At 64.9% G+C, this 19,595-nt stretch carries 24 protein-coding genes and 1 tRNA gene; 20 read left to right on the plus strand and 5 right to left on the minus strand.

Features of this window, described 5'->3' with window-relative positions; genetic code table 11:
• Positions 1–6: 6 nt before the first annotated feature.
• Positions 7–435 (plus strand): 30S ribosomal protein S16, encoded by a 429-nt coding sequence (rpsP, locus tag EDF57_RS19275; protein ID WP_132263646.1) that lies wholly within the window; start codon positions 7–9, stop codon positions 433–435.
• Between the two features lie 18 nt (positions 436–453).
• The gene (gene rimM / locus EDF57_RS19280) at positions 454–963 is read left to right on the plus strand and encodes a ribosome maturation factor RimM (protein ID WP_134095390.1); all 510 of its coding nucleotides are present in this window, start codon (positions 454–456) and stop codon (positions 961–963) included.
• Between the two features lie 63 nt (positions 964–1,026).
• On the opposite strand, the gene EDF57_RS19285 is transcribed toward rimM, so the two are convergent.
• Positions 1,027–1,326, minus strand: coding sequence for a hypothetical protein (locus EDF57_RS19285; protein WP_134095391.1), 300 nt, complete (start codon positions 1,324–1,326; stop codon positions 1,027–1,029).
• A 68-nt stretch (positions 1,327–1,394) separates the two neighbouring features.
• On the opposite strand from EDF57_RS19285, the gene EDF57_RS19290 reads away from it, so the two are divergent.
• The 4 genes from EDF57_RS19290 to EDF57_RS19305 all read left to right on the plus strand — a co-directional run bounded on the left by EDF57_RS19290 (position 1,395) and on the right by EDF57_RS19305 (position 4,190).
• Positions 1,395–2,345 (plus strand): LysR substrate-binding domain-containing protein, encoded by a 951-nt coding sequence (locus EDF57_RS19290; protein WP_243841148.1) that lies wholly within the window; start codon positions 1,395–1,397, stop codon positions 2,343–2,345.
• A gap of 61 nt (positions 2,346–2,406) precedes the next feature.
• Positions 2,407–3,153 carry a tRNA (guanosine(37)-N1)-methyltransferase TrmD gene (trmD, locus tag EDF57_RS19295; RefSeq protein WP_134095392.1) on the plus strand — a complete coding sequence of 249 codons (747 nt, stop codon included), beginning with the start codon at positions 2,407–2,409 and terminating at the stop codon, positions 3,151–3,153.
• On the plus strand, positions 3,150–3,518 hold the full coding sequence (gene rplS, locus EDF57_RS19300) for a 50S ribosomal protein L19 (RefSeq protein ID WP_132263638.1): 369 nt from the start codon (positions 3,150–3,152) through the stop codon (positions 3,516–3,518). Before trmD ends, rplS begins: the two co-directional genes overlap by 4 nt.
• Before the next feature lie 399 nt (positions 3,519–3,917).
• A complete protein-coding gene (locus EDF57_RS19305; protein WP_132263636.1) occupies positions 3,918–4,190 on the plus strand; it encodes an HU family DNA-binding protein in 273 nt (90 codons plus the stop codon).
• Positions 4,191–4,349: 159 nt separating this feature from the next.
• Here the strand turns inward: EDF57_RS19305 and EDF57_RS19310 are convergent, their stop codons facing one another.
• The gene (locus EDF57_RS19310; RefSeq protein ID WP_134095393.1) at positions 4,350–5,183 is read right to left on the minus strand and encodes a hypothetical protein; all 834 of its coding nucleotides are present in this window, start codon (positions 5,181–5,183) and stop codon (positions 4,350–4,352) included.
• Positions 5,184–5,211: 28 nt separating this feature from the next.
• On the minus strand, positions 5,212–6,036 hold the full coding sequence (locus tag EDF57_RS19315) for an RNA methyltransferase (protein WP_134095394.1): 825 nt from the start codon (positions 6,034–6,036) through the stop codon (positions 5,212–5,214).
• A 163-nt stretch (positions 6,037–6,199) separates the two neighbouring features.
• Between EDF57_RS19315 and EDF57_RS19320 the strand changes: the two genes are divergently transcribed.
• The 4 genes from EDF57_RS19320 to EDF57_RS19335 all read left to right on the plus strand — a co-directional run bounded on the left by EDF57_RS19320 (position 6,200) and on the right by EDF57_RS19335 (position 8,986).
• Positions 6,200–6,285, plus strand: a tRNA-Tyr gene (locus EDF57_RS19320).
• 205 nt (positions 6,286–6,490) lie between these two features.
• A complete protein-coding gene (locus EDF57_RS19325; RefSeq protein WP_132263631.1) occupies positions 6,491–7,240 on the plus strand; it encodes a phosphatidylserine decarboxylase in 750 nt (249 codons plus the stop codon).
• An 83-nt stretch (positions 7,241–7,323) separates the two neighbouring features.
• Entirely contained in the window at positions 7,324–8,133 is an 810-nt protein-coding gene (locus EDF57_RS19330) for a phosphatidylcholine/phosphatidylserine synthase (RefSeq protein ID WP_134095457.1), read from the plus strand.
• A gap of 310 nt (positions 8,134–8,443) precedes the next feature.
• Entirely contained in the window at positions 8,444–8,986 is a 543-nt protein-coding gene (locus EDF57_RS19335) for a hypothetical protein (RefSeq protein ID WP_134095395.1), read from the plus strand.
• A 15-nt stretch (positions 8,987–9,001) separates the two neighbouring features.
• On the opposite strand, the gene EDF57_RS19340 is transcribed toward EDF57_RS19335, so the two are convergent.
• Positions 9,002–9,271, minus strand: a complete 270-nt coding sequence (locus EDF57_RS19340; protein WP_134095396.1) for a hypothetical protein — start codon at positions 9,269–9,271, stop codon at positions 9,002–9,004.
• 395 nt (positions 9,272–9,666) lie between these two features.
• Here EDF57_RS19340 and rpsB point away from each other — a divergent pair, with 395 nt between their 5' ends.
• Together rpsB and tsf are read left to right on the plus strand one after the other, a co-directional pair.
• On the plus strand, positions 9,667–10,422 hold the full coding sequence (gene rpsB, locus EDF57_RS19345; RefSeq protein WP_132263625.1) for a 30S ribosomal protein S2: 756 nt from the start codon (positions 9,667–9,669) through the stop codon (positions 10,420–10,422).
• A gap of 201 nt (positions 10,423–10,623) precedes the next feature.
• Positions 10,624–11,547: a translation elongation factor Ts gene (tsf, locus tag EDF57_RS19350; protein WP_132263623.1), complete on the plus strand. Its 924-nt coding sequence runs from the start codon at positions 10,624–10,626 to the stop codon at positions 11,545–11,547.
• 76 nt (positions 11,548–11,623) lie between these two features.
• Here the strand turns inward: tsf and EDF57_RS19355 are convergent, their stop codons facing one another.
• Positions 11,624–12,232, minus strand: a complete 609-nt coding sequence (locus EDF57_RS19355; protein WP_134095397.1) for an NAD(P)-dependent oxidoreductase — start codon at positions 12,230–12,232, stop codon at positions 11,624–11,626.
• Positions 12,233–12,287: 55 nt separating this feature from the next.
• Here EDF57_RS19355 and EDF57_RS19360 point away from each other — a divergent pair, with 55 nt between their 5' ends.
• The 8 genes from EDF57_RS19360 (at position 12,288) to rseP (ending at position 19,434) form a co-directional block, all read left to right on the plus strand.
• Positions 12,288–12,719 (plus strand): helix-turn-helix domain-containing protein, encoded by a 432-nt coding sequence (locus tag EDF57_RS19360; RefSeq protein ID WP_134095398.1) that lies wholly within the window; start codon positions 12,288–12,290, stop codon positions 12,717–12,719.
• Between the two features lie 69 nt (positions 12,720–12,788).
• Positions 12,789–13,976 carry a heparan-alpha-glucosaminide N-acetyltransferase domain-containing protein gene (locus EDF57_RS19365; RefSeq protein WP_134095399.1) on the plus strand — a complete coding sequence of 396 codons (1,188 nt, stop codon included), beginning with the start codon at positions 12,789–12,791 and terminating at the stop codon, positions 13,974–13,976.
• Between the two features lie 117 nt (positions 13,977–14,093).
• Positions 14,094–14,816, plus strand: a complete 723-nt coding sequence (pyrH, locus tag EDF57_RS19370; RefSeq protein WP_132263615.1) for a UMP kinase — start codon at positions 14,094–14,096, stop codon at positions 14,814–14,816.
• Between the two features lie 3 nt (positions 14,817–14,819).
• Entirely contained in the window at positions 14,820–15,377 is a 558-nt protein-coding gene (frr, locus tag EDF57_RS19375; protein ID WP_132263613.1) for a ribosome recycling factor, read from the plus strand.
• A 28-nt stretch (positions 15,378–15,405) separates the two neighbouring features.
• The gene (gene uppS, locus EDF57_RS19380) at positions 15,406–16,101 is read left to right on the plus strand and encodes a polyprenyl diphosphate synthase (RefSeq protein ID WP_134095400.1); all 696 of its coding nucleotides are present in this window, start codon (positions 15,406–15,408) and stop codon (positions 16,099–16,101) included.
• Positions 16,088–16,861 (plus strand): phosphatidate cytidylyltransferase, encoded by a 774-nt coding sequence (locus EDF57_RS19385; protein ID WP_132263609.1) that lies wholly within the window; start codon positions 16,088–16,090, stop codon positions 16,859–16,861. The genes uppS and EDF57_RS19385 overlap by 14 nt, the downstream gene beginning before the upstream one ends.
• Positions 16,862–16,866: 5 nt before the next feature.
• Positions 16,867–18,018 carry a 1-deoxy-D-xylulose-5-phosphate reductoisomerase gene (locus EDF57_RS19390; RefSeq protein WP_132264193.1) on the plus strand — a complete coding sequence of 384 codons (1,152 nt, stop codon included), beginning with the start codon at positions 16,867–16,869 and terminating at the stop codon, positions 18,016–18,018.
• Between the two features lie 30 nt (positions 18,019–18,048).
• Complete coding sequence (gene rseP, locus EDF57_RS19395; protein WP_134095401.1) at positions 18,049–19,434, plus strand: RIP metalloprotease RseP; 1,386 nt, start codon at positions 18,049–18,051, stop codon at positions 19,432–19,434.
• The last annotated feature ends 161 nt before the right edge of the window (positions 19,435–19,595 follow it).

Raw genomic sequence — 19,595 nt, forward strand, 5'->3', positions numbered from 1 at the left:
AGAGCAATGTCCGTTTCGATCCGTCTGTCGCGCGGTGGCGCGAAGAAGCGTCCTTATTACAAGATCGTCGTCTCCAACTCGCGCGCTCCGCGCGATGGCAAGTATCTTGAGCAGGTCGGCACCTACAACCCGGTCCTCCCCAAGGAAGACGAGAACCGCGTGCGCCTGGTCGAAGACCGCGTGCGTTACTGGCTCGGCGTTGGCGCCCAGCCGACCGACCGCGTTGCCCGTCTGCTCGACAAGGCCGGCATCAAGGAACGCGCCGCAACCGTGAACGCCCAGAAGGGTGAGCCGGGCCAGAAGGCCAAGGACCGCGCCGAGGAAAAGGCCGAGAAGCTGCGTGAAGCTGAAGAAGCTGCCGCTGCTGCTGCAGCCGCTCCGGCCGCTGAAGAAGCGCCTGCCGAAGCAGCTGCTGAGGAATCGACCGAAGCCTAAGCTTCAGGTTGAATCCAGATGGCTGGTCAAGACCGCCCCGTCACGCTTGCTGCCGTAACCGGCGCGCACGGCGTGACGGGCGAGGTTCGCCTCAAGCTGTTCGGTGAAGGCGTGGCGGCGCTCAAGCGCTACCGCGCCTTCACCGATTCCACGCTCACGCTCACCAAACTGCGCGATGACGGCAAGGGCGGCGCGATCGCCCGCTTCGAGGAAGTGCTGGATCGGAACGCGGCGGAAAAGCTGCGCGGTACCGCGCTCACCGTTCCGCGCTCGCAGATGCCGGAACTGGTGGAAGGCGAGTATTACCACGCCGATCTGCTGGGCCTGCGCGCCGTTTCCGACGCGGGTGACGAACTGGGCACTTGCATAGCGGTCGAAAACTTCGGCGCCGGCGACGTGATCGAGATCGAGCGTCCGGCAGGCGAGGACGGCAAGCGGCGCCGCTTCATGGTGCCGATGAGCCCGGCCGCCGTGCCCGAATGGGATCACGAACGGGTGGTGGTCAACGCCGCCTTTGCGGAAGAATAAGGAAAGGCCGCCTCCGGGCGGCCTTTCTGCGTCAGGGGCCTTTGTTTCTCAGGCGAGGGTTCCTCAGGCGAGCGCGGGGTCGGTGCAGGGCTGTGCGGCTTGCCGCGGGGCCTGACTGCCATCAGTCGGGGCGATCAGCGGCGTTACGGCCGCCAGACTGGAGCCGGCCAATACGCCTGCTAGAATGGCGATGGTCGTCAGCCTCGCCTTCCGTGCCAGCGCAGTTTCCAGCCGCGCCTTGCGCCCGATCCAGCCGGGCAGGCGCTTGGCCTTGGCGGCGAGCGTTACGAGGCCGCGATCCGCATCTTCGGAAAACCGGGCATGGCCGGCGTTCCATTGGCGCATGAAATGTTCGTCCTGCATTGTCCGGTTCCTCCTTCGGATATCCGGAATCTGCGCGTTGCAGCGCCTCTTTGCCAACAAACCCTCTGGTGGCAGCCATAAGGCTGCCTTATCGTCGGGCCATGGACCGCCTGCCGCCCCTGACCGCCGTTCGCGCATTCGAAGCCGCGGGCCGGCACGAGAATTTCTCCCGTGCCGCCGAGGAACTGGGCATGAGTCAGGCGGCCATTTCCTATCAGATCAAGCAGTTGGAAGACCGGGTCGGCAAGCCGCTGTTCGTGCGGGAGAAGGGCCGGGCGCGGCTATCGGATGTCGGGCGCAGGCTGCTGCCCGCGCTGTCCGGCGCGTTTGCCGCGATGACGGATGCTTTCGCCGCCGTTCGCAGTGAAGAAGAGGACGTGCTGGCGATCAATGCTTCGGTATCGCTTGGCGCAAGCTGGCTGAGCACGCGCATCGGCCGCTTTCAGCTCCGCCATCCCGACATTGCCGTCCGCATGTCGCTTTCGAACGAAGTGATCGATTTCGCGATTTCGAACTACGATGCCGCAATCCGGGGCGGCGCGGGACGTTGGGAGGGGCTGCGCAGCGAATTCCTGTTCCGGCAGCACTATTCGCCGATCTGCGCACCGGATTTCCTGGAGCGCCACAGGATCACGCGGCCGGAAGACTTGCTGGCGGTGGAGCGCTTCGCCCCTAACGATCCCTGGTGGGCGGCCTGGTTCGCAGCCGCCGGCGTGGGAACGCCGCCGCCGCCGTCCCGGCGCGGCTTCATGTTCGACAACCAGCTCCAGGAAGGCAGCGCGGCCCGCGAAGGCTTCGGCATAGCCCTGATGACACCGCTGATCTGGCGCGAGGACCTGGCGGCGGGGCGTCTGGTCCAGCCGTTCGCGACGATGTTCCTGCCGGGCACCGGCCATTGGCTGGTTCACCCGGAGCAGCGCGTGGGCGTCCGCAAGCTGGAACGCTTTCGGGAATGGCTGCGAGACGAAGTGATGCGCGACCGGGATTTCCTGCCGCCAGAAGTATGGGAACCCTTCTGAGCGGCACAAAATCCCGCCCGGCCTCTTGTCGCCGCCGCCGAATTGGGCTTTGCGCGACAGCATGACTTTCAACGCCACCGTTCTCACCCTCTATCCGGAGATGTTTCCTGGCTCGCTCGGCGTCAGCCTGGCGGGCAGGGCGCTTGCCGAGGGCAAATGGGCCATGAACCCCGTGCATGTCCGCGATTTCGCGGCCGACAAGCATCGCACCGTGGACGACACCCCCGCAGGCGGCGGTGCGGGAATGGTGCTCAAGGTGGATGTGCTGGCGGCGGCCATCGACCATGCCCGCAGCATCAATCCGGCCGCGCCGGTCATCGCCATGACCCCGCGCGGCAAGCCGATCTCGCAGGCCCGCGTGCGCGAATTGGCGGAGGGCTCCGGCGTCACCATCCTGTGCGGCCGGTTCGAAGGTTTCGACGAGCGCATTTTCGGGGGCCGCGACGTCGAGGAGATGTCGGTCGGCGATGCGGTGCTTTCCGGCGGCGAACCCGCGGCGATCCTGCTTCTCGACGCTTGCATTCGCCTGCTTCCCGGCGTAATGGGCGCGGCTTCCAGCGGGACCGAGGAATCGTTTGAGGACGGTCTTCTCGAATACCCGCAATATACCCGACCCACCGAGTGGGAAGGGCGCACGATCCCTGAAGTGCTGCGATCGGGGGATCATGCGAAGATCGCCGCCTGGCGGAAACAACAGGCGGAGGAAGATACACGGTCACGCAGGCCGGACCTTTGGGAACGTCGCAGTGACGTTCGGGGCCAGTCTGCCTCTGGTGCGCGGCGCAAAAACGAGGACTTAGGTTCATGAACCTGATTCAGCAGATCGAGGCCGAGGAAATTGCCAAGGCCGCCAAGGAAATCCCGACCTTCCGTCCGGGCGACACCGTCCGCGTCGGCGTGAAGGTTGTCGAAGGTACCCGTACCCGCGTCCAGGCTTACGAGGGCGTGTGCATCGCGCGCTCGAACCGTGGCATGGGTTCGAACTTCACCGTTCGCAAGATGAGCTTCGGCGAAGGCGTCGAGCGCGTATTCCCGCTCTACTCGCCGAACATCGACTCGATCACCGTGGTTCGCCGCGGCGTCGTGCGTCGTGCCAAGCTGTACTACCTGCGCGGTCGTACCGGCAAGCGCGCTCGCATCGCCGAGCGTCGCATCAACGACGTCCAGGGCTAAGCTCCGGCATCGTGTCCGCCTCTTGCAGGCTGGACAACTTGAAAGGCGGTTCGGTTTCGAACCGCCTTTTTTGTGTCTCCGCTTGGATGACAATTACGGTTATCGACTTGATTCCGCGAAGCGAATCAGTCCACGCCGGCAAAATGAACCCGCGCGGCCCTTCTGTTGCTCGACGCAACGCCTTTCGGAAAGAGGGCAGGCGTCGCACGGTCGATCATGCTGCGTTGCACAATTCAGGAATCGTCATCTGAATGGCGGAAAAACGCGATAAAGTGCCAGTTTTGGCTTTGTTTAGCCTTTGACACCGCGCGCAAAAACCGCTCAATTCCGTCGCGTTTAGAGGCGAGTCCGAATATCCCGACACATCCGATTCAACAGAAAGGTTAGGGGGTACCCATAATGAACAAGAACGATCTTATCAGCGCCGTAGCAGACTCGAGCGGTCTTACCCGTACCGATGCCACCAAGGCCGTCGAAAGCGTGTTCGACGCCATCTCCGGCGCGCTGAAGTCCGGCGACGAAGTTCGCCTCGTTGGCTTCGGCACTTTCTCGGTTGCCAAGCGCAAGGCCTCGACCGGCCGCAACCCGCGCACCGGCGAACCGATGGAAATCAAGGCTTCGGCTCAGCCGAAGTTCAAGGCCGGCAAGGGCCTCAAGGACGCTGTCAACTAAGCATCCTTGTAGCCTGCTACGCCTCGCGGGCTGAAAAGATTACGCCGCGCCAACTTTGGGTTGGCGCGGCGTTTTTCGTTGTAGCGGTCTGTTTCCCGGAGGATGCCGCCGGGACCCAGGCCAGGCAGGACCTGCGCCGAGGCGCCGGCCCTCTCCGGTTCAGGGCATCAGTTTGACCAGAGCCGTCGGTGCGGCGGGCGTCCGGGGGTCTATCTTCCACATGAGCGCCTTGCCATTGGCAGCCGCCTGAGGGCCTTCGTCGGTGTTGTTGGCCAGGATCTCGCCATCGGTCGTCACGGTGAAGGTGCCGTCGGCCTCGGTTGTGCCGGGCATGGCATCGCCCTCCTTTTCATTGGCCAGGCCACTCATCATGGCGCCCATGCCCGTCGCGCCGCCCTGGGGGCCGAACGAGGGGGCGTCCACGCGCACCGAGCCGTCCCGGCGCAGCGAGAGCTGGACGAACCGATTGCTCATCGCAAAGCCCTCGATGGTCGGGAATGCGAAATCATGGTCGAGCCGGCCGGTCATCGCGAAATCGACATCGAACTTGCCGTCTCCCATGTAGACGGCCTTGTTCCAACCGACCTGGCGGCGGAGCTTCTCGGCCACTTGCTCCCCGGCTTTTGGATCGCTGGGATCCAGCCCGCCCAGCAGCATTTGCGCGGCCTGAGCATCGCTCTTCTTCTTTTCCTCGTTGGACTTCTCCCAATCGGTCTTCTGCTGGGCGAGTTCCTCCTCGGTGCAGGGGTGCTCGTTGTAGTCTTCGTCGTGGCACGCTTCCGGCGCGAAGACCTTGGGCTTGGATGCCTGGAGAGGCACCATCACGATTTCGCCGGCATAGCGGAAGGTGAACGTGCGGTTCTTGCGCAAGTCCAGCGTCGAGGTGAATTTGCCGGGTGCGAAGATGCACGCTGCCGCCAGCAGGGCGAGGGCGGTGACGCCCAGCCCTGCCAGCAAGCGGCGCCCCAGGGGGCGCCGTTCGACTTGGTTCATGATGTGTGCCCCTCTTGCGTTCGGATCGTCAGCCGCGGGTCGCCGCGGCGTAAAGCGCGATGGCAGCGGCATTGCTGACATTCAGGCTTTCCATCGCATCGCTGATCGGCAGCTTGGCGACGGAATCGCAATGCTGGGCGATGTTGTGGCGCATGCCGTCACCTTCGGCGCCGAGCACGAGCGCGACCGGTCCGGCAGGAAGCGCTTCGCCGAGAGTCGACTGCGCGGCGCCGTCGAGGCCGATGCGCCAGTAGCCGGCTTCCGCGATTTCCTCGAGCGCGCGGGCCAGGTTGACCACGCGGACCCAGGGAAGGACTTCCAGCGCACCGGAAGCGCTCTTGGCCAGGGTACCCGATTCGGGCGGTGCGTGACGGTCCTGCGTGACGATGGCGCAGGCATTGAAGGCCGCCGCCGAACGCATGATCGCGCCGACGTTGTGCGGATCGGTTACCTGGTCGAGCACGACGACCGGGCGCGAGGGATCGCCATCCAGCACATCGTCGATGAAGATATCATCGAGCGGTGCGCATTCGAGCACGAGGCCCTGGTGCGGAGCGTCGCGTGCAACGAGACGGGCGAGATCGGCGGGCTGGGCCCATTCGACGGGGAAGTCGGCCGGCAATTCGCCGTCGAGCGATTCCACGCCCTCGCGAGTCGCCCAGAGCTTGCGATGGCTGCGATTCGGATTCTTGAGCGCGGCCTCCACGGCGTGGCGACCCCAGAGCCGAACCATGCCGGTGCTCGCTCTGCCGCTGCCACGGCCGTTCTTCATCCGGCCTGCGCGGCCGCGCAGCGCCTTCCCGGAGCGTCCGCCTTCGCGGTCGCCTTCTTGCCGGTCGCTACGATTGGTCATGAAAACTGTCCTTTTTGGAAAAACTATGCCGCTCCTGCCATTACCCCCATTGACAGGCAAGGCCGCGTTCTACATAGGCGCGCTCCTCGGCAGCGAGGCTCTGGTTTCGGAGCTTCAACACAACGGGTTTTTCGAAAGAAGAACCCCCGCCAGCAACTGGTGTGGACAGGTGGCCGAGTGGTTAAAGGCAGCAGACTGTAAATCTGCCCGTGCAAGCGTACGCTGGTTCGAATCCAGCCCTGTCCACCACCGGTTTCCCTAACAGGACATTCCCTTCGGGGTTCCCCTCCAGCTACAGCATCGGACACGATAACCGTGCCGTGCCGCGTATCGCGGCGGAAACGGTGCTGGGCCGCGTATCGCGCTGGAAACTATCCCCGACCGTCGGCGTGGATGGGAACATGCCCTTCTTCCCGGCATTGCGGGAGGGGTGGACACTGACTAGAGGATGGTGATGCCCGGAGAAATTCTCGATAATCAGGGACGCGGCGAAGCGTCCTGGAGCTGGCCTTCCATCCACCCGGAAGGCCGCAAGTTCGGCGCCATCGCCGGCGTCGTGGCGCTGATCGGCTGGATCGTGTTCGGTCCGCTGGTCGGTTGGCCGCTGGCGCTGCTCACGGTCTGCGTGCTGGCCTTCTTCCGCGACCCCGTGCGCGTGACGCCGCAGGACGACCGTTATATCGTCGCACCGGCCGATGGACTGGTGACGCTTATCGGCAAAGTCTCCCCGCCGCGCGAACTGACGGTAGAGGATGGCAGCGGCTCGCAGCCTATGTCGACCGAACCGGTTACCCGCATCTCGATCTTCATGAGCGTCTTCGACGTCCACATCAATCGCAGCCCCATCGGCGGCACGGTGCGCCGGGTGATCTACATCCCCGGCAAGTTCCTCAATGCCGACCTCGACAAGGCCAGTGAAGAGAACGAGCGCCAGCACATCCTGGTCGAGCGCGGCGATGGACTGCGCGTCTGCTTTACGCAGATCGCCGGTCTGGTCGCGCGCCGTATCGTTCCGTTCGTGAAGCCGGGCGACATGATCGCCTCCGGCCAGCGGATCGGCCTGATCCGCTTCGGCAGCCGCGTCGACGTCTATCTTCCCGCAGGAACGGAGCCCAAGGTGCTCATGGGCCAGCGGATCGTCGCCGGTGAAACCGTGCTGGCGGAACTCGGTTCGGCGCCGGTGATCGAGGGTATCTCGCAGTGACCGGCGAGCCCGACGGAATCCCGGGCGGCGAGTTCGAGGGCGATGGCCTTCGCGTGCGCCGCCGCCTTGCCGGCGGGCTGCCGATGCGCGTTTTCGTTCCCAATGCCATCACGGCCGCCGCGCTCTGCTCCGGCCTTACCGGTATCCGTTTTGCGATCGGCGGCGATTATGAACGCGCCGTGCAGGCCATCATCCTTGCGGGCCTGCTTGACGGTATCGACGGCCGCGCGGCGCGCCTGCTCAAGGCGCAGACGCGTTTCGGCGCTGAGCTGGACAGTCTGGCCGATTCGATTTCGTTCGGTGTCGCGCCGGCGCTGATCGTCTATCTCTGGACGCTTCACCAGCTGCCCAGCCTGGGATGGATTGCCGCCCTGGCTTTCGCGATCTGCTGCGTACTGCGTCTGGCGCGCTTCAATTCCCGCCTCGACGAGATCGATCAGCCGCATAAGGACGCCGGTTTCCTGACCGGTGTTCCGGCGCCGATCGGTGCGGGGCTGGCGTTCCTGCCGATGTATCTGTGGATCGCGAGCGGGGTGCCGGAATTCGCCAATCCCATCGCGGTCAGCGTCTGGATGGTGGTGATCGCCTTCCTGATGATCTCCAGCCTGCCGACGCTCAGCTGGTCCCGCATGAGTCCGCCGCCAAGCCTTCGCGTCGGACTGATCGCGCTGGTCGGCCTGACCGTGGCGGCGCTGCTGACCGAGCCCTGGTTCACGCTGGCCGTGATTACCATTGCCTATCTGGCGCTGATTCCCATCGGCATCGTCACTTACATGAAGATCAGGCGGCGAGGTCCGTCGCCGGCAGTTCCATCCCCGGCCATTCCAGTCCCGGGCGTTCCGCCGCAGTCCACTGCGACTGACGGCGAGGACGGACCGAACGGTCCTTTCTGAGCGTGGCGAGCGCGGGCAGGGGCACGCGTTCGATCGCTTTCCAGACCAGAAGAGTGCTGTCCGGGCACCCACGCAGCTGCGCCGGCAAGGACCGCGCCGCATCCGCGTGGCGCAGCCAGCTCGTGGCGATGACATGGGCCGAAACAATCGCGGCCACAGCGAAGATACAGGCAGCAAAAGCAGTCATGACCGTTCCTTTCGAACCATCATCCATGGTGTCCCCGGCCTGCCGAAGAGCGGCGCCTGTGGACACCTTGTGGAAAATCCAGAATCGTTCTATTAATGTTCCTGTGATCTCGTTGTTCTCAATTTGTTCTCCGGCTGTCAAGCAGGAATCGTCCAGGCCTTCGCTGAGCGTAAAGCGCGCGTTGCGGGGGGTGGCATGAGCGGAGAAGCCGTCGATCGTCTGGCCGAGCTGGAGGGCTTGCGCGACTGGTGCGAGAGCAATCAGTTCGATCTGGAGGAAATTGATTCGAGCGAACTCGTCCTGACCGATCGGGAGGCGGGAAGCGTCTGGTCGGTATTCGGCGTCGACGACTGGATCCAGATCAAGGGTCTGGTTCTGGATGAAGTCGAACCGGGATCGGCCTTATGCCTGACCCTCGCGCGCTTGCATGACCGGTTGCTGGGCTGCCGATTCTCAGTCGACGCGCAGCAGGGCCTCATCATCATCGTCGATCTCATGCCTTCCTGCCGAACCGCTGCGGCAATCGGTGAGGCGGTCATGCAGATGCAGGCGATCATCGATCATACGAGCGAACTGCTGGAGGATGTCATCGAGCGCGAGATGGAGGCCGATGACCGGACCATCGACCAGGCGTTCGGATTGGAAGGCTCGCGGCGCCTGCACTGATTCGCTAATGCCAGGTCAGGCGGCCCGATGATGGGTCAGGCGGCGCGGAACATGCGGCGCGGCCTTTGGCGCGAGCAGGCGGCGGCGCCCTGCAGGGGGGCGGCGCGGAGCACGATCTCCCGGCAATACGGCACCCCGTCTCCAGCGCACGGCGTCTCCGGCTTCAAGGTCGATCTGGCGTTTCAGGTTGCGCAGTGCGGGCAGGGCAGCGCGGTAGCTCTTCCAGATCGTCATGAGCGCCAGAGCGGCGCCGATTCCGAACAGGATGGATGAAACGACGGTCATCGATTGCGTCCTTGAATTCGCGACCCCCTCAGGCGCTGTCCTTGAAAGATCCCTTCTGCTGTGCCGATCGCTGGCGCCGGATGGAACTGCGCCAGAAGCGCCGGCAGCTTGGGGATTACCCTGTGGAAAAGCAGTGGAAGCCCTGTAGTTTCCGGCCTTGGCCGCCAAGTCTCGCGCTCTGCGACGAAATGCCTTGTCGGGACGCCGGATTGGGGCTGGTGTTTTCCGGCAAACGGCGCTAAGGGCGGCCCCGCTCGGCGAAAGGTGTCGAATTCGCGTCACCCGCGACTCGGGCAATCCACATGGAAAGCGCACATACCGGTGCTAGGCGGCCAGGGATCGATATCCCCGCTTGGTTCCTGCTTTCCAGAGGTTCAACCGGAAGGAATTACATTATGGCGGCTCCCGTCGTCACCATGCAGCAGCTCATCGAAGCCGGCGCGCACTTCGGCCACCAGACCCACCGCTGGAACCCGCGCATGAAGCCGTACATCTTCGGCGCGCGCAACGGCATCCACATCATCGACCTTTCGCAGACCGTGCCCCTGATGGCCCGCGCTCTCGAGTTCGTTTCGGCCACCGTCCAGGCCGGCGGCAAGGTGCTCTTCGTTGGCACCAAGCGCCAGGCTCAGGAGCCGATCGCCCAGGCCGCCCGCGCTTGCGGTCAGCACTTCGTCAACCATCGCTGGCTGGGCGGCATGCTCACCAACTGGAAGACCATCTCGGGTTCGATCAAGCGCTTCAAGGCTCTTGAAGAGCAGCTTGCCGGCGACACCACCGGTCTGACCAAGAAGGAAGTCCTTCAGCTCACCCGCGAGCGCGACAAGCTTGAGCTCTCGCTCGGCGGTATCCGCGACATGGGCGGCATCCCGGACGTGATGTTCGTGATCGACGCCAACAAGGAAGAGCTGGCCATCAAGGAAGCCAACGTCCTTGGCATTCCGGTCGTTGCCGTGCTCGACACCAACGTGAACCCGCAGGGCATCTCGTTCCCGATCCCGGGCAACGACGACGCCAGCCGCGCCGTTCGTCTGTACTGCGAAGCCGTTGCTCAGGCCGCCACCAAGGGTGGCCGTGACGCGCTCGTGAACAGCGGTGCCGATCTCGGCGCCATGGACGTGCCGGTTGCCGAAGAGACCGTCGAGGCCTGATAGGTCCGGCGACGACTTTTTCGTCATGGAATTGTCGCGCGCCGGGTCCAATGGGCCTGGCGCGCGTTAATTTTATGGGCCGCTGTGCGACCCGGGCATTTCATGGGCCGCAACGCGACCTGGGCATTTTCGGGTCGCATCGCGATCCGAGGATTTTAAAGGCCGTGCTACACGGTCCCACCAAGCAAGAGGATTTGAGCGATGGCTTACACCGCCGCTGACGTGAAGAACCTGCGCGAGCGCACTGGCGCCGGCATGATGGACTGCAAGAAGGCCCTGGACGAAACCGGTGGCGATCTCGAAGCCGCTGTCGACGCGCTGCGCGCTCGCGGTCTGGCCGCTGCAGCCAAGAAGTCCAGCCGTACGGCTGCCGAGGGTCTGGTCGGCGTTGCCGTCACCGGCACCAAGGGCGTCGCCGTCGAAGTGAACTCGGAAACGGACTTCGTTGCGAAGAACGACCAGTTCCAGGACTTCGTCCGCAACACCACCGAAGTCGCCCTCGGCGTTGCCGGTGACGACGTGGAAGCGCTCAAGGCCGCTGCCTACCCGACCGGCGGCACCGTTGGCGACGCGCTGACCAACAATGTTGCGACCATCGGCGAGAACCAGCAGGTTCGCCGTCTGAAGACCGTCGAAGTCGCTCAGGGCCTCGTCATCCCCTACATGCACAACGCTGCCGCGCCGAACCTCGGCAAGATCGGCGTTCTCGTCGCGCTCGAATCGGAAGCTTCGGCTGACGTTCTCGAAGCCCTCGGCAAGCAGATCGCGATGCACATCGCCGCTGCCTTCCCGCTGGCCCTCAACGCCGACGACCTCGACGCCGAGCTGATCGAGCGCGAGCGCAAGATCGCCCAGGAAAAGGCCGCCGAATCGGGCAAGCCCGAAGCCGTGCAGGCCAAGATGGTCGAAGGCGCGATCGCCAAGTACGCCAAGGAAAACGCTCTGCTCTCGCAGGTCTTTGTCATGGACAACAAGACCCCGATCCAGCAGGTTGTCGACCAGGCCGGCAAGGAAGCCGGTGCCAAGATCGTGCTGAAGGACTACGTCCGCTTCCAGCTCGGCGAAGGCATCGAGAAGGAAGTCACCGACTTCGCAGCCGAAGTGGCTGCTGCTGTCGCCGGCTGATCCTTCGCGGATACCGAAACAAGAAAAGGGCCGGGGAGCTTAGGCTTCCCGGCCCTTTTTCTTTGCGCGGCGCAGGTCAGTAGGCGGCGGTGAACCTCGCCCGGCTGTGCCGGTGTGCTTCCAGTTCGTCGACCATGGCGATGGCGTAGTCGGCAAAGCTGATCTTGCTCTCGCCGGCTTCGTCCGTGAGGAGCAGGTCGCCCCCCGTGCGGTAGGCTCCCGTGCGCGGGCCTTCGAAGATCAGCGCGGCGGGGGAGAAGAAGGTCCAGTCCACGTCGTCGACCTGCCTGAGCGCGTCGAGGAAAGTGATGCCGCCGGTTGCAAAGGGCTTCCACTCCTCCGGGAAATCCGGCGAATCGATGAGCCGCTTGCCGGGCGCGACTTCGAGACTGGCGGCACCGCCGGTGACGAGGAGGCGGTGGACGCCCGCCTTGCGGAGCGCGCCAAGCAGTGTGTCGGCCGAGACATCGAAGTGGAGCGCGCTGATCACTGCATCGCTGCCGGCGATGAGCGGGGTGAGCGCCTCGGGGTCGGACGCGTCACCGGCCGTGGCGGCCACGCCTTCCGCCGACGGAATCTTCGCAGGATTGCGCGCGATGGCGAGAACCTGATGGCCGCGCGCGGCGGCTTCCCTGGCGATTTCCGATCCGGCGCGGCCGCTGGCGCCGAGGACTGCAATCTTCATTTCCGGATGCTCCACTGGTTTCCAATAGTGACCAAGTGTGTCATGGAGCGTGCCCATGCAAGAAGGCACTTTCAGCGCACCGGGTTACCCCGAGGGAACCGGTGACCGTCTCCCGGACGTCTACGCGGCGAACTGTCCGACCCGGCAATTGCTGGATCGCATTGCCGACAAATGGAGCGTGCTGATCCTGACCACCCTGGGTTCTCGGGAGATGCGTTTCAACGCTCTGAAACGGCGGATCGACGGGATTTCCCAGAAGATGCTGAGCCAGACCCTCCGCTCGCTGGAGCGTGACGGACTGGTCGTGCGCGCGGTCGTGCCGACGGTGCCGGTGACGGTCAGCTACGCCATCACGCCGCTGGGACGTGAATTGCTCGCCGCGCTTCAGGCCATGATCGACTGGGCCGAACGGCGCTTGGCCGACGTAAGGCTGGCGCAGCTTGCTTACGACGTTCGCGAAGAGGAACTGGCGGGCCTGGCTCTGTAAGAAGCCAGGATCGCATGCCATCTGCAGTGTAGGGTTGAAATGATATAACATTACTGTACTGCGCGAGGCATGAGCCGAGCCGATCTCCTATCCTTGCCGCAGAACGAAGCCGTGCGTCCCGTTTCGGGTCCGCGGATCATGGCTATCGATGCCCTGAGGGGGCTCGTCATGCTGTTGATGCTCGTCGATCATACCCGCGAGTTCTTCTACCTCGATCGGCAGGTCACCGATCCGATGAACCTCGATGTCACCGATCCCGCGCTGTTCCTTACGCGACTGGCGGCGCATCTCTGCGCGCCGGTTTTCGTCGTACTGACCGGCGTATCGGCCTGGCTCCATGCGCGCGGCGATGCGGCGCGGGCCGGGGCTTTCCTGGCCAAGCGCGGGTTGTTCCTCATCGTGCTGGAAGTGACCCTCGTGAACTTCGCCTGGACTTTCGACCCGGCGCCGGAAACCTATTTTCTCCAGGTCATCTGGGCGATCGGCCTGTCGATGCTGGCCTTGGCCGCGCTCGTCCATCTGCCGCGCGCCTGGGTCGCGGGCCTGGGCGGGGCGCTCATATTGGGACACAACCTCCTCGACAGCATCACGCTGGCGCCGGACGCGCCCGGGCATGCCCTCTGGGCGATTCTCCACCAGCGCGACCTGATCGCGCTGCCCTGGGGCGCGGCGGCACGCACCTCCTATCCGGTTCTGCCCTGGATCGGGGCGATGGCGATCGGCTATGCCGCCGGACCGTGGTTCGGCCGCGAGGCGAACCCGAAGATGCGGGGCAGGGCGCTCCTTCTGTTTTCGGCCGGAAGTCTGGCCCTCTTCGCCCTGCTGCGCGCAGCGGCGGGATACGGTGACACCCAGGCCTGGACCGTCAGCGGAAACATGCCGCGCGATGCCATGGCCTTCGTGAACCTCACCAAGTATCCGGCCTCCGCCTGCTTCCTGCTGCTGACCCTTGGGATAGGTGCCTCGCTGCTCAACCTGTTCGAACGCGCGGAACACCGCGGCGCCGGTGCGGCGATCCGGTGGCTGGCCGTGCTGGGCGGGGCGCCGCTGTTCTTCTACCTCGTCCATCTCTATCTGCTCCACGCGGCCAACCGGGCGGCCGGTGCGGTGATGGGCGCGCAGGGCCTGACGAGCGTGCCTTCGGTGGCCTGGATCTGGGCGCTGGCAGCGCTCACCGCGGTCCCTTGCTGGTTCGCCACGCGCTGGTTTGCCGGGGTCAAGCGCGCCAATTCCGCCTGGTGGATGCGCTACCTATGAAGGGGTAGGGAGGGCCGTCGCGCAGACCGGGCGCGGTCATCCACAAGCTCGCCCCTTGGCAATCGGCCCGCGCGCTCCTAAAGCCGGGCGGTCCTGCCCAGAGGAGATTGTGCGGCCATGAGTTCTTCCCCTTACAAGCGCGTCCTGCTGAAACTGTCGGGCGAGGTCTTGATGGGAAGCCAGCAGTTCGGAATCGATCCCGAATTCGTCGCCGAACTTGCCAAGGAAGTGAAGGCGGCCAAGGAAACCGGCCTGGAGGTCTGCCTCGTCATCGGCGGCGGCAACATCTTCCGCGGCATGGCCGGCGCCGCGCGCGGCATGGACCGTGCGCAGGCCGATTACATGGGCATGCTGGCCACCGTCATGAACGCCCTGGCGATGCAGAATGCGCTCGAGCAGCTTGGCGTCGAGACCCGCGTGCAGTCCGCCGTGCAGATGGACCAGGTCTGCGAGCCGGTGATCCGCCGCCGTGCCGAGCGTCACCTTGAAAAGGGCCGCGTGGTGATCTTCGCCGCCGGCGTTGGCGCACCTTATTTTACCACCGATTCGGGCGCTGCCCTGCGCGCCGCCGAAATGCGCTGTGACGCTCTCTTGAAGGGCACCAGCGTCGACGGCGTCTATGACAGCGACCCCAAGACCAATCCGGATGCCAAGCGCTACGATTCGGTCGATTACGACACCGTCCTCGCCGACAACCTGAAGGTGATGGACGCCTCCGCCGTGGCCCTGTGCCGCGACAATTCCATTCCGATCGTCGTGTTCTCGATCCGCGAGAAGGGCAATCTCGCCACCGTTCTTGCCGGTGGCGGCACCAAGACGATCGTCCAGAAGGGAGCCTGAACAATGGCCAAGTACGACAAGGCGGATCTCGAACGCCGCATGACCGGCGCGATCGAAGCGCTGAAGCACGACCTTTCGGGCCTGCGCACCGGCCGCGCCAACACCGCGCTGCTGGAGCCGATCATGGTCACCGTCTACGGTGCCAACACGCCGATCACGCAAGTCGCCACGATCTCGGCGCCTGAACCGCGCATGCTTTCGGTGCAGGTCTGGGACAAGACCAACATCGGTCCCGTCGAAAAGGCGATCCGTTCGGCCGGTCTCGGCCTCAATCCGATTAATGACGGCAACACCCTGCGCCTGCCGATTCCCGACCTGACCGAGGAACGCCGCAAGGAACTGGCCAAGCTCGCCGGCTCCTACGCCGAAAAGGCCCGCGTCGCCGTGCGCAACGTGCGCCGCGATGGTATCGAGAACCTCAAGGCGGACGAGAAGAAGAAGGAAATCTCGGAAGACGAGCGCAAGCGCGGCGAAACCGAAGTCCAGAAGCTGACCGACGACATGATCAAGTTGCTCGACGAGGAATTCGGCCGCAAGGAGAAGGAAATCCTCGGCAAGTGAGGCTTAGCCTCGCCGCGAGGGAGACCTGATGGCCAAGGAAGAACCTGCGAAAGTCGTGGCGCGCCACGTTGCCATCATCATGGATGGCAACGGGCGCTGGGCGAAGAAGCGCCACTTGCCGCGTGCGCTGGGTCACCAGCGCGGCGTCGAATCGGTTCGCCGCGTGGTGCGCGGCGCCCGGGAGATGGGGCTGGAAGCGCTGACGCTCTACGCCTTCTCCACGGAGAACTGGCGGCGGCCGGAGGAAGAAGTCTCCGACCTCATGAGCCTGATGAAGCGCTTCATCCTCTCCGATCTGGACGAGTTTGCAGCGGCGGGTGTCCGGCTGAAGATCATCGGCGATTACAAGGCCTTCAAGCCCGATGTGGTCGAATTGGTCGAAGGCGCCGTCGCGCGGACGGCCGGCAACACCGGCACCACGCTGGCCGTGGCGCTCAATTACGGTTCGCAGGACGAGATCGCCCGCGCTGCCAGCAAGGCAGCCGCGAAGGGCCCGATCACGCCCGACACCATCGCTGCCGAACTCGATACGGCGGACATGCCCCCGCTCGATCTGCTGATCCGCACTTCGGGCGAAGTTCGGCTGTCGAATTTCCTGCTCTGGCAGGCGGCTTATGCGGAAATGATGTTCACCGAAGTGCTCTGGCCGGACTTCACCGCCGAGCACTTGCGCCAGGCCCTGGAAGATTTCACCTCCCGCGAGCGACGCTATGGCGGACGCTGACCCCGGCAGGAAGAAGTCCGACCTCGGCGTGCGGACGGCCTCGGCCGTGGTCATGCTGGTCGTGGCCGGCGGCGCGCTGTGGCTGGGCGGGGTGGTCTGGACCGCCTTCGTCTGTGCCGTGGCGCTCGGCGTGCTCTGGGAATGGGTCAAGCTGGCCCGCGGCGGCACGCAACATCCCGGCGAGCGCGCGGCCTTCAACTTCGGCGGCATGCTCTATGTGGGCATCGGCGCGGCGATGTTGCTGTTCCTGCGCAACCCGGCCTTCAGCCTTGCGCCGCTGCTGACGATCCTGCTGGCCGTGATCGGCGTCGATGTCGGCGCCTATTTCACGGGACGCTCGCTGGGCGGCCCGAAGATCGCACCTTCCATCAGCCCGTCCAAGACCTGGTCGGGCCTGCTCGGCGGCGTCCTTGGCGCCACGCTGGTCCTGTTCGGCGCCGCGCGCTTCTGGCAGGAGGGGCTGATCTCGGTCCATCCGCAGGGCAATGCGGCGGACGGCCCCGCCTGCTTCGGGATGCAGCCCTGCTGGTACCTGACGGCCAATGCGGTTCCACTTTTCGCGACCTGCCTGATGACCGGCATCCTGCTGGCCGTCTGCGCGCAAGCGGGCGATTTCTTCGAAAGCTGGATGAAGCGCCGCGCCGGGGTCAAGGACTCGGGCCACTTCATTCCGGGCCATGGCGGTTTCTTCGACCGTCTCGACGGCTTGCTGGCCGTGCTTTTCGTGCTAGGGCTGATGATCCTTTTCCAGCCGCGATGACCATGATGCGCACCATTTCCGTTCTCGGAGCCACCGGCTCCATCGGCGCCTCGACGCTGGACCTCGTTCGCCGCCATCCGGCGGACTGGCGCGTCGTGGCCCTGACCGCCAACGGCAACGTGCCGGAACTGGCCAGGCTTTCGATCGAGCTGTCCGCGCAAGTCGCGGTCGTCGCCGATGAGACGTGCCTGCCCGCCTTGCGGGAGGCCCTGGCCGGAACCGGGATCGAAGCCGCCGGCGGCCCTGCCGCGCTGGTGGAAGCCGCCTCGCGCGGCGCCGACGTCACCGTGGCCGCCATCGTCGGCTGTGCCGGCCTCGCGCCCACCATGGCCGCGATCGAGCAGGGCGGGGTGATCGCGCTCGCCAACAAGGAGGCGCTCGTCTCGGCGGGCGAAGTGATGACCGCAGCGGTGGAGCGTCACGGCGCAACCCTGCTGCCCATCGATTCCGAGCACAACGCGATCTTCCAGTGCCTGCAGGGCAACAGCCTCGATCACGTTCGCTGGATCACGCTGACGGCCAGTGGCGGTCCGTTCCGCGACTGGTCGCTAGACCGGCTGACGCTGGCGACCCCGGCACAGGCGGTAAAGCATCCGAATTGGGACATGGGCGCGAAGATCAGCGTCGATTCGGCGACGATGTTCAACAAGGGCCTCGAACTGATCGAGGCGCACTACCTCTTCCCGGTCGGGCTGGACCGGCTGCGTATCATCGTCCACCCGCAGTCCGTCGTTCATTCGATGGTGGAGTATCGGGACGGATCGACTCTGGCGCAGCTCGGGCCTTCCGACATGCGTGTGCCAATCGCTTCCGCGCTCGCCTGGCCGGAACGGATGGACACGCCCTGCGCACCGCTGGACCTGGCTGAAATCGGCGAACTGACGTTCCGCCGTCCTGACGAAGTGCGGTTTCCCGCCACGCGTCTGGCCAGGGAAGCGGCCGAGGCGGGCGGCGCCATTCCGGCCGTGCTCAACGCTGCAAACGAAGTGGCCGTGGCCGCTTTCCTTGGCGGTCAGATTCCGTTCACGCGCATCGCCGCACAAGTCGAGGACGTGCTCGGGGCCTATGCGCCGCCCGCGCCCTCCAGCCTGTCGGATGTTCTGGCGGTTGACGGCGAGGCAAGAGCAAGGGCAAGCATGCTGGCCGGGACTGCGTGACGGCACGCGGTCCGAAAAGGATTCCCTGAATTGACCGGATCGCCCAACCTGCTGACGACGATCTTTGCATTCCTGTTGGTGCTGGGGCCGCTCGTGCTGATCCATGAGCTTGGCCACTATCTGGTGGGACGGCTGTTCGGCGTAAAGGCGGATGCCTTCTCGATCGGTTTCGGCAAGGAGATCGCGGGCTGGACCGACCGGCGCGGCACCCGCTGGAAGCTCTCGGCCCTGCCGCTGGGCGGCTACGTTCAGTTCGCTGGCGACATGAACCCGGCCTCGGCGCCCCGCGCCGGGGAGGACGGCCTCACGGCCGAGGAACGCGCCAGGACCTTCCATGTGAAGCCGCTGTGGCAGCGTGCGCTTATCGTCTTTGCGGGCCCGCTGACCAATTTCGTCCTCTGCGTGCTGATCCTGGCCGGCTTCGTCTATGCCCACGGCCGTCTGATCGCGGATCCCGAGGTCGTCGGCTTCTCGGAAACTTCCGCGGCCAAGGTGGCGGGCGTGCAGATCGGTGATCGCATCGTCGCCATCGACGGCAACCGCATCGGCAGCGTCACCGATATTCCCGAACACACCGTCTATTTCCCGGGCAAGAACGTGGAACTGGTCGTGGACCGGGAAGGGCGCTCGGTTGTTCTGCCGGTGACCCTGGCCGGCGACGAAGTGAGCGACGATTTCGGCAACAAGGCCCGGATCGGCGACCTCGGCCTCGATTTCGCGGTCCCGGTCGTGAGCGGCTTCATGGGCGATTCCCCGGCCGAGCAGGCAGGCATGAAAGTGGGTGACCGGATCGTTGCCGTCGGCGAGACTCCGATCAGCAGCTTCCGCGAAGTGCCGCCGCTGATCATGCCCATGCCGGGCGCCAGAACGACCATAACCGTCATGCGCGAGGGCCAGGCGCATGTCCTGCCCATGACGATCGGCAGCGCCATCCAGAAGGACGCGCAAGGCCGCCAGGAAACCGTCGGGCGTATCGGTGTCCAGTCCGGTTTCGGCCGGCTTGAGCCTGTTGGGCCGGTCGCCGCGCTGGGTATCGGCGTCGATCGCAGCTTCGCGCTGATGGGCACGATAGTCACCGGGATCCGGCAGATCGTGACCGGAGACCGGTCCGTCCGAGAACTGGGCGGCCCGATCAAGATCGCCAAGTATTCCGGCGAGCAATTCTCGCTGGGATGGGAGCCTTTCGTGGGCTTCGTGGCGATGATCTCGATTAACTTGGCATTCATCAATCTCCTGCCAATTCCTGGCCTCGACGGTGGGCACCTGGCTTTCTATGCGGCCGAACTGGTCCGTCGCAAGCCGCTGGGACTGCGCAGTCAGGAATGGGCGATCCGCACCGGGGTGGCACTCGTGCTTGCCCTGATGGTGTTCGTCACGGTCAACGATCTGGCATCGCTCCCGATTTTCGGGGGATAGCCTGGAGAATTCATCAGCCATCACATTTCCGCCGGGATTGGCTGCTTGATTGGACGTCGTCCATCGGGCAGATGGGCGCGATTACCCGTCGTCATGACGGGCAGCCTGGCGGGTCGGTCGAAGTCCTCGCGAAAGCGAATACAGGAATTTGCGTAGAATGA

It is taken from the genome of Novosphingobium sp. PhB55 (assembly GCF_004368805.1).
In the GTDB taxonomy this organism is placed as follows: Bacteria; Pseudomonadota; Alphaproteobacteria; order Sphingomonadales; family Sphingomonadaceae; genus Novosphingobium.

Excerpts from the sequence above, each read along its gene's own strand:
- rpsP (WP_132263646.1), top strand. The coding sequence starts at position 7 with ATGTCCGTTTCGATCCGTCTGTCGCGCGGTGGCGCGAAGAAGCGTCCT.
- rimM (WP_134095390.1), top strand. The coding sequence starts at position 454 with ATGGCTGGTCAAGACCGCCCCGTCACGCTTGCTGCCGTAACCGGCGCG.
- EDF57_RS19285 (WP_134095391.1), bottom strand. The coding sequence starts at position 1,326 with ATGCAGGACGAACATTTCATGCGCCAATGGAACGCCGGCCATGCCCGG.
- trmD (WP_134095392.1), top strand. The coding sequence starts at position 2,407 with ATGACTTTCAACGCCACCGTTCTCACCCTCTATCCGGAGATGTTTCCT.
- rplS (WP_132263638.1), top strand. The coding sequence starts at position 3,150 with ATGAACCTGATTCAGCAGATCGAGGCCGAGGAAATTGCCAAGGCCGCC.
- EDF57_RS19305 (WP_132263636.1), top strand. The coding sequence starts at position 3,918 with ATGAACAAGAACGATCTTATCAGCGCCGTAGCAGACTCGAGCGGTCTT.
- EDF57_RS19310 (WP_134095393.1), bottom strand. The coding sequence starts at position 5,183 with ATGAACCAAGTCGAACGGCGCCCCCTGGGGCGCCGCTTGCTGGCAGGG.
- EDF57_RS19315 (WP_134095394.1), bottom strand. The coding sequence starts at position 6,036 with ATGACCAATCGTAGCGACCGGCAAGAAGGCGACCGCGAAGGCGGACGC.
- EDF57_RS19325 (WP_132263631.1), top strand. The coding sequence starts at position 6,491 with ATGCCCGGAGAAATTCTCGATAATCAGGGACGCGGCGAAGCGTCCTGG.
- EDF57_RS19330 (WP_134095457.1), top strand. The coding sequence starts at position 7,324 with ATGCGCGTTTTCGTTCCCAATGCCATCACGGCCGCCGCGCTCTGCTCC.
- EDF57_RS19340 (WP_134095396.1), bottom strand. The coding sequence starts at position 9,271 with ATGACCGTCGTTTCATCCATCCTGTTCGGAATCGGCGCCGCTCTGGCG.
- rpsB (WP_132263625.1), top strand. The coding sequence starts at position 9,667 with ATGGCGGCTCCCGTCGTCACCATGCAGCAGCTCATCGAAGCCGGCGCG.
- tsf (WP_132263623.1), top strand. The coding sequence starts at position 10,624 with ATGGCTTACACCGCCGCTGACGTGAAGAACCTGCGCGAGCGCACTGGC.
- EDF57_RS19355 (WP_134095397.1), bottom strand. The coding sequence starts at position 12,232 with ATGAAGATTGCAGTCCTCGGCGCCAGCGGCCGCGCCGGATCGGAAATC.
- EDF57_RS19360 (WP_134095398.1), top strand. The coding sequence starts at position 12,288 with ATGCAAGAAGGCACTTTCAGCGCACCGGGTTACCCCGAGGGAACCGGT.
- EDF57_RS19365 (WP_134095399.1), top strand. The coding sequence starts at position 12,789 with ATGAGCCGAGCCGATCTCCTATCCTTGCCGCAGAACGAAGCCGTGCGT.
- pyrH (WP_132263615.1), top strand. The coding sequence starts at position 14,094 with ATGAGTTCTTCCCCTTACAAGCGCGTCCTGCTGAAACTGTCGGGCGAG.
- frr (WP_132263613.1), top strand. The coding sequence starts at position 14,820 with ATGGCCAAGTACGACAAGGCGGATCTCGAACGCCGCATGACCGGCGCG.
- uppS (WP_134095400.1), top strand. The coding sequence starts at position 15,406 with ATGGCCAAGGAAGAACCTGCGAAAGTCGTGGCGCGCCACGTTGCCATC.
- EDF57_RS19385 (WP_132263609.1), top strand. The coding sequence starts at position 16,088 with ATGGCGGACGCTGACCCCGGCAGGAAGAAGTCCGACCTCGGCGTGCGG.
- EDF57_RS19390 (WP_132264193.1), top strand. The coding sequence starts at position 16,867 with ATGCGCACCATTTCCGTTCTCGGAGCCACCGGCTCCATCGGCGCCTCG.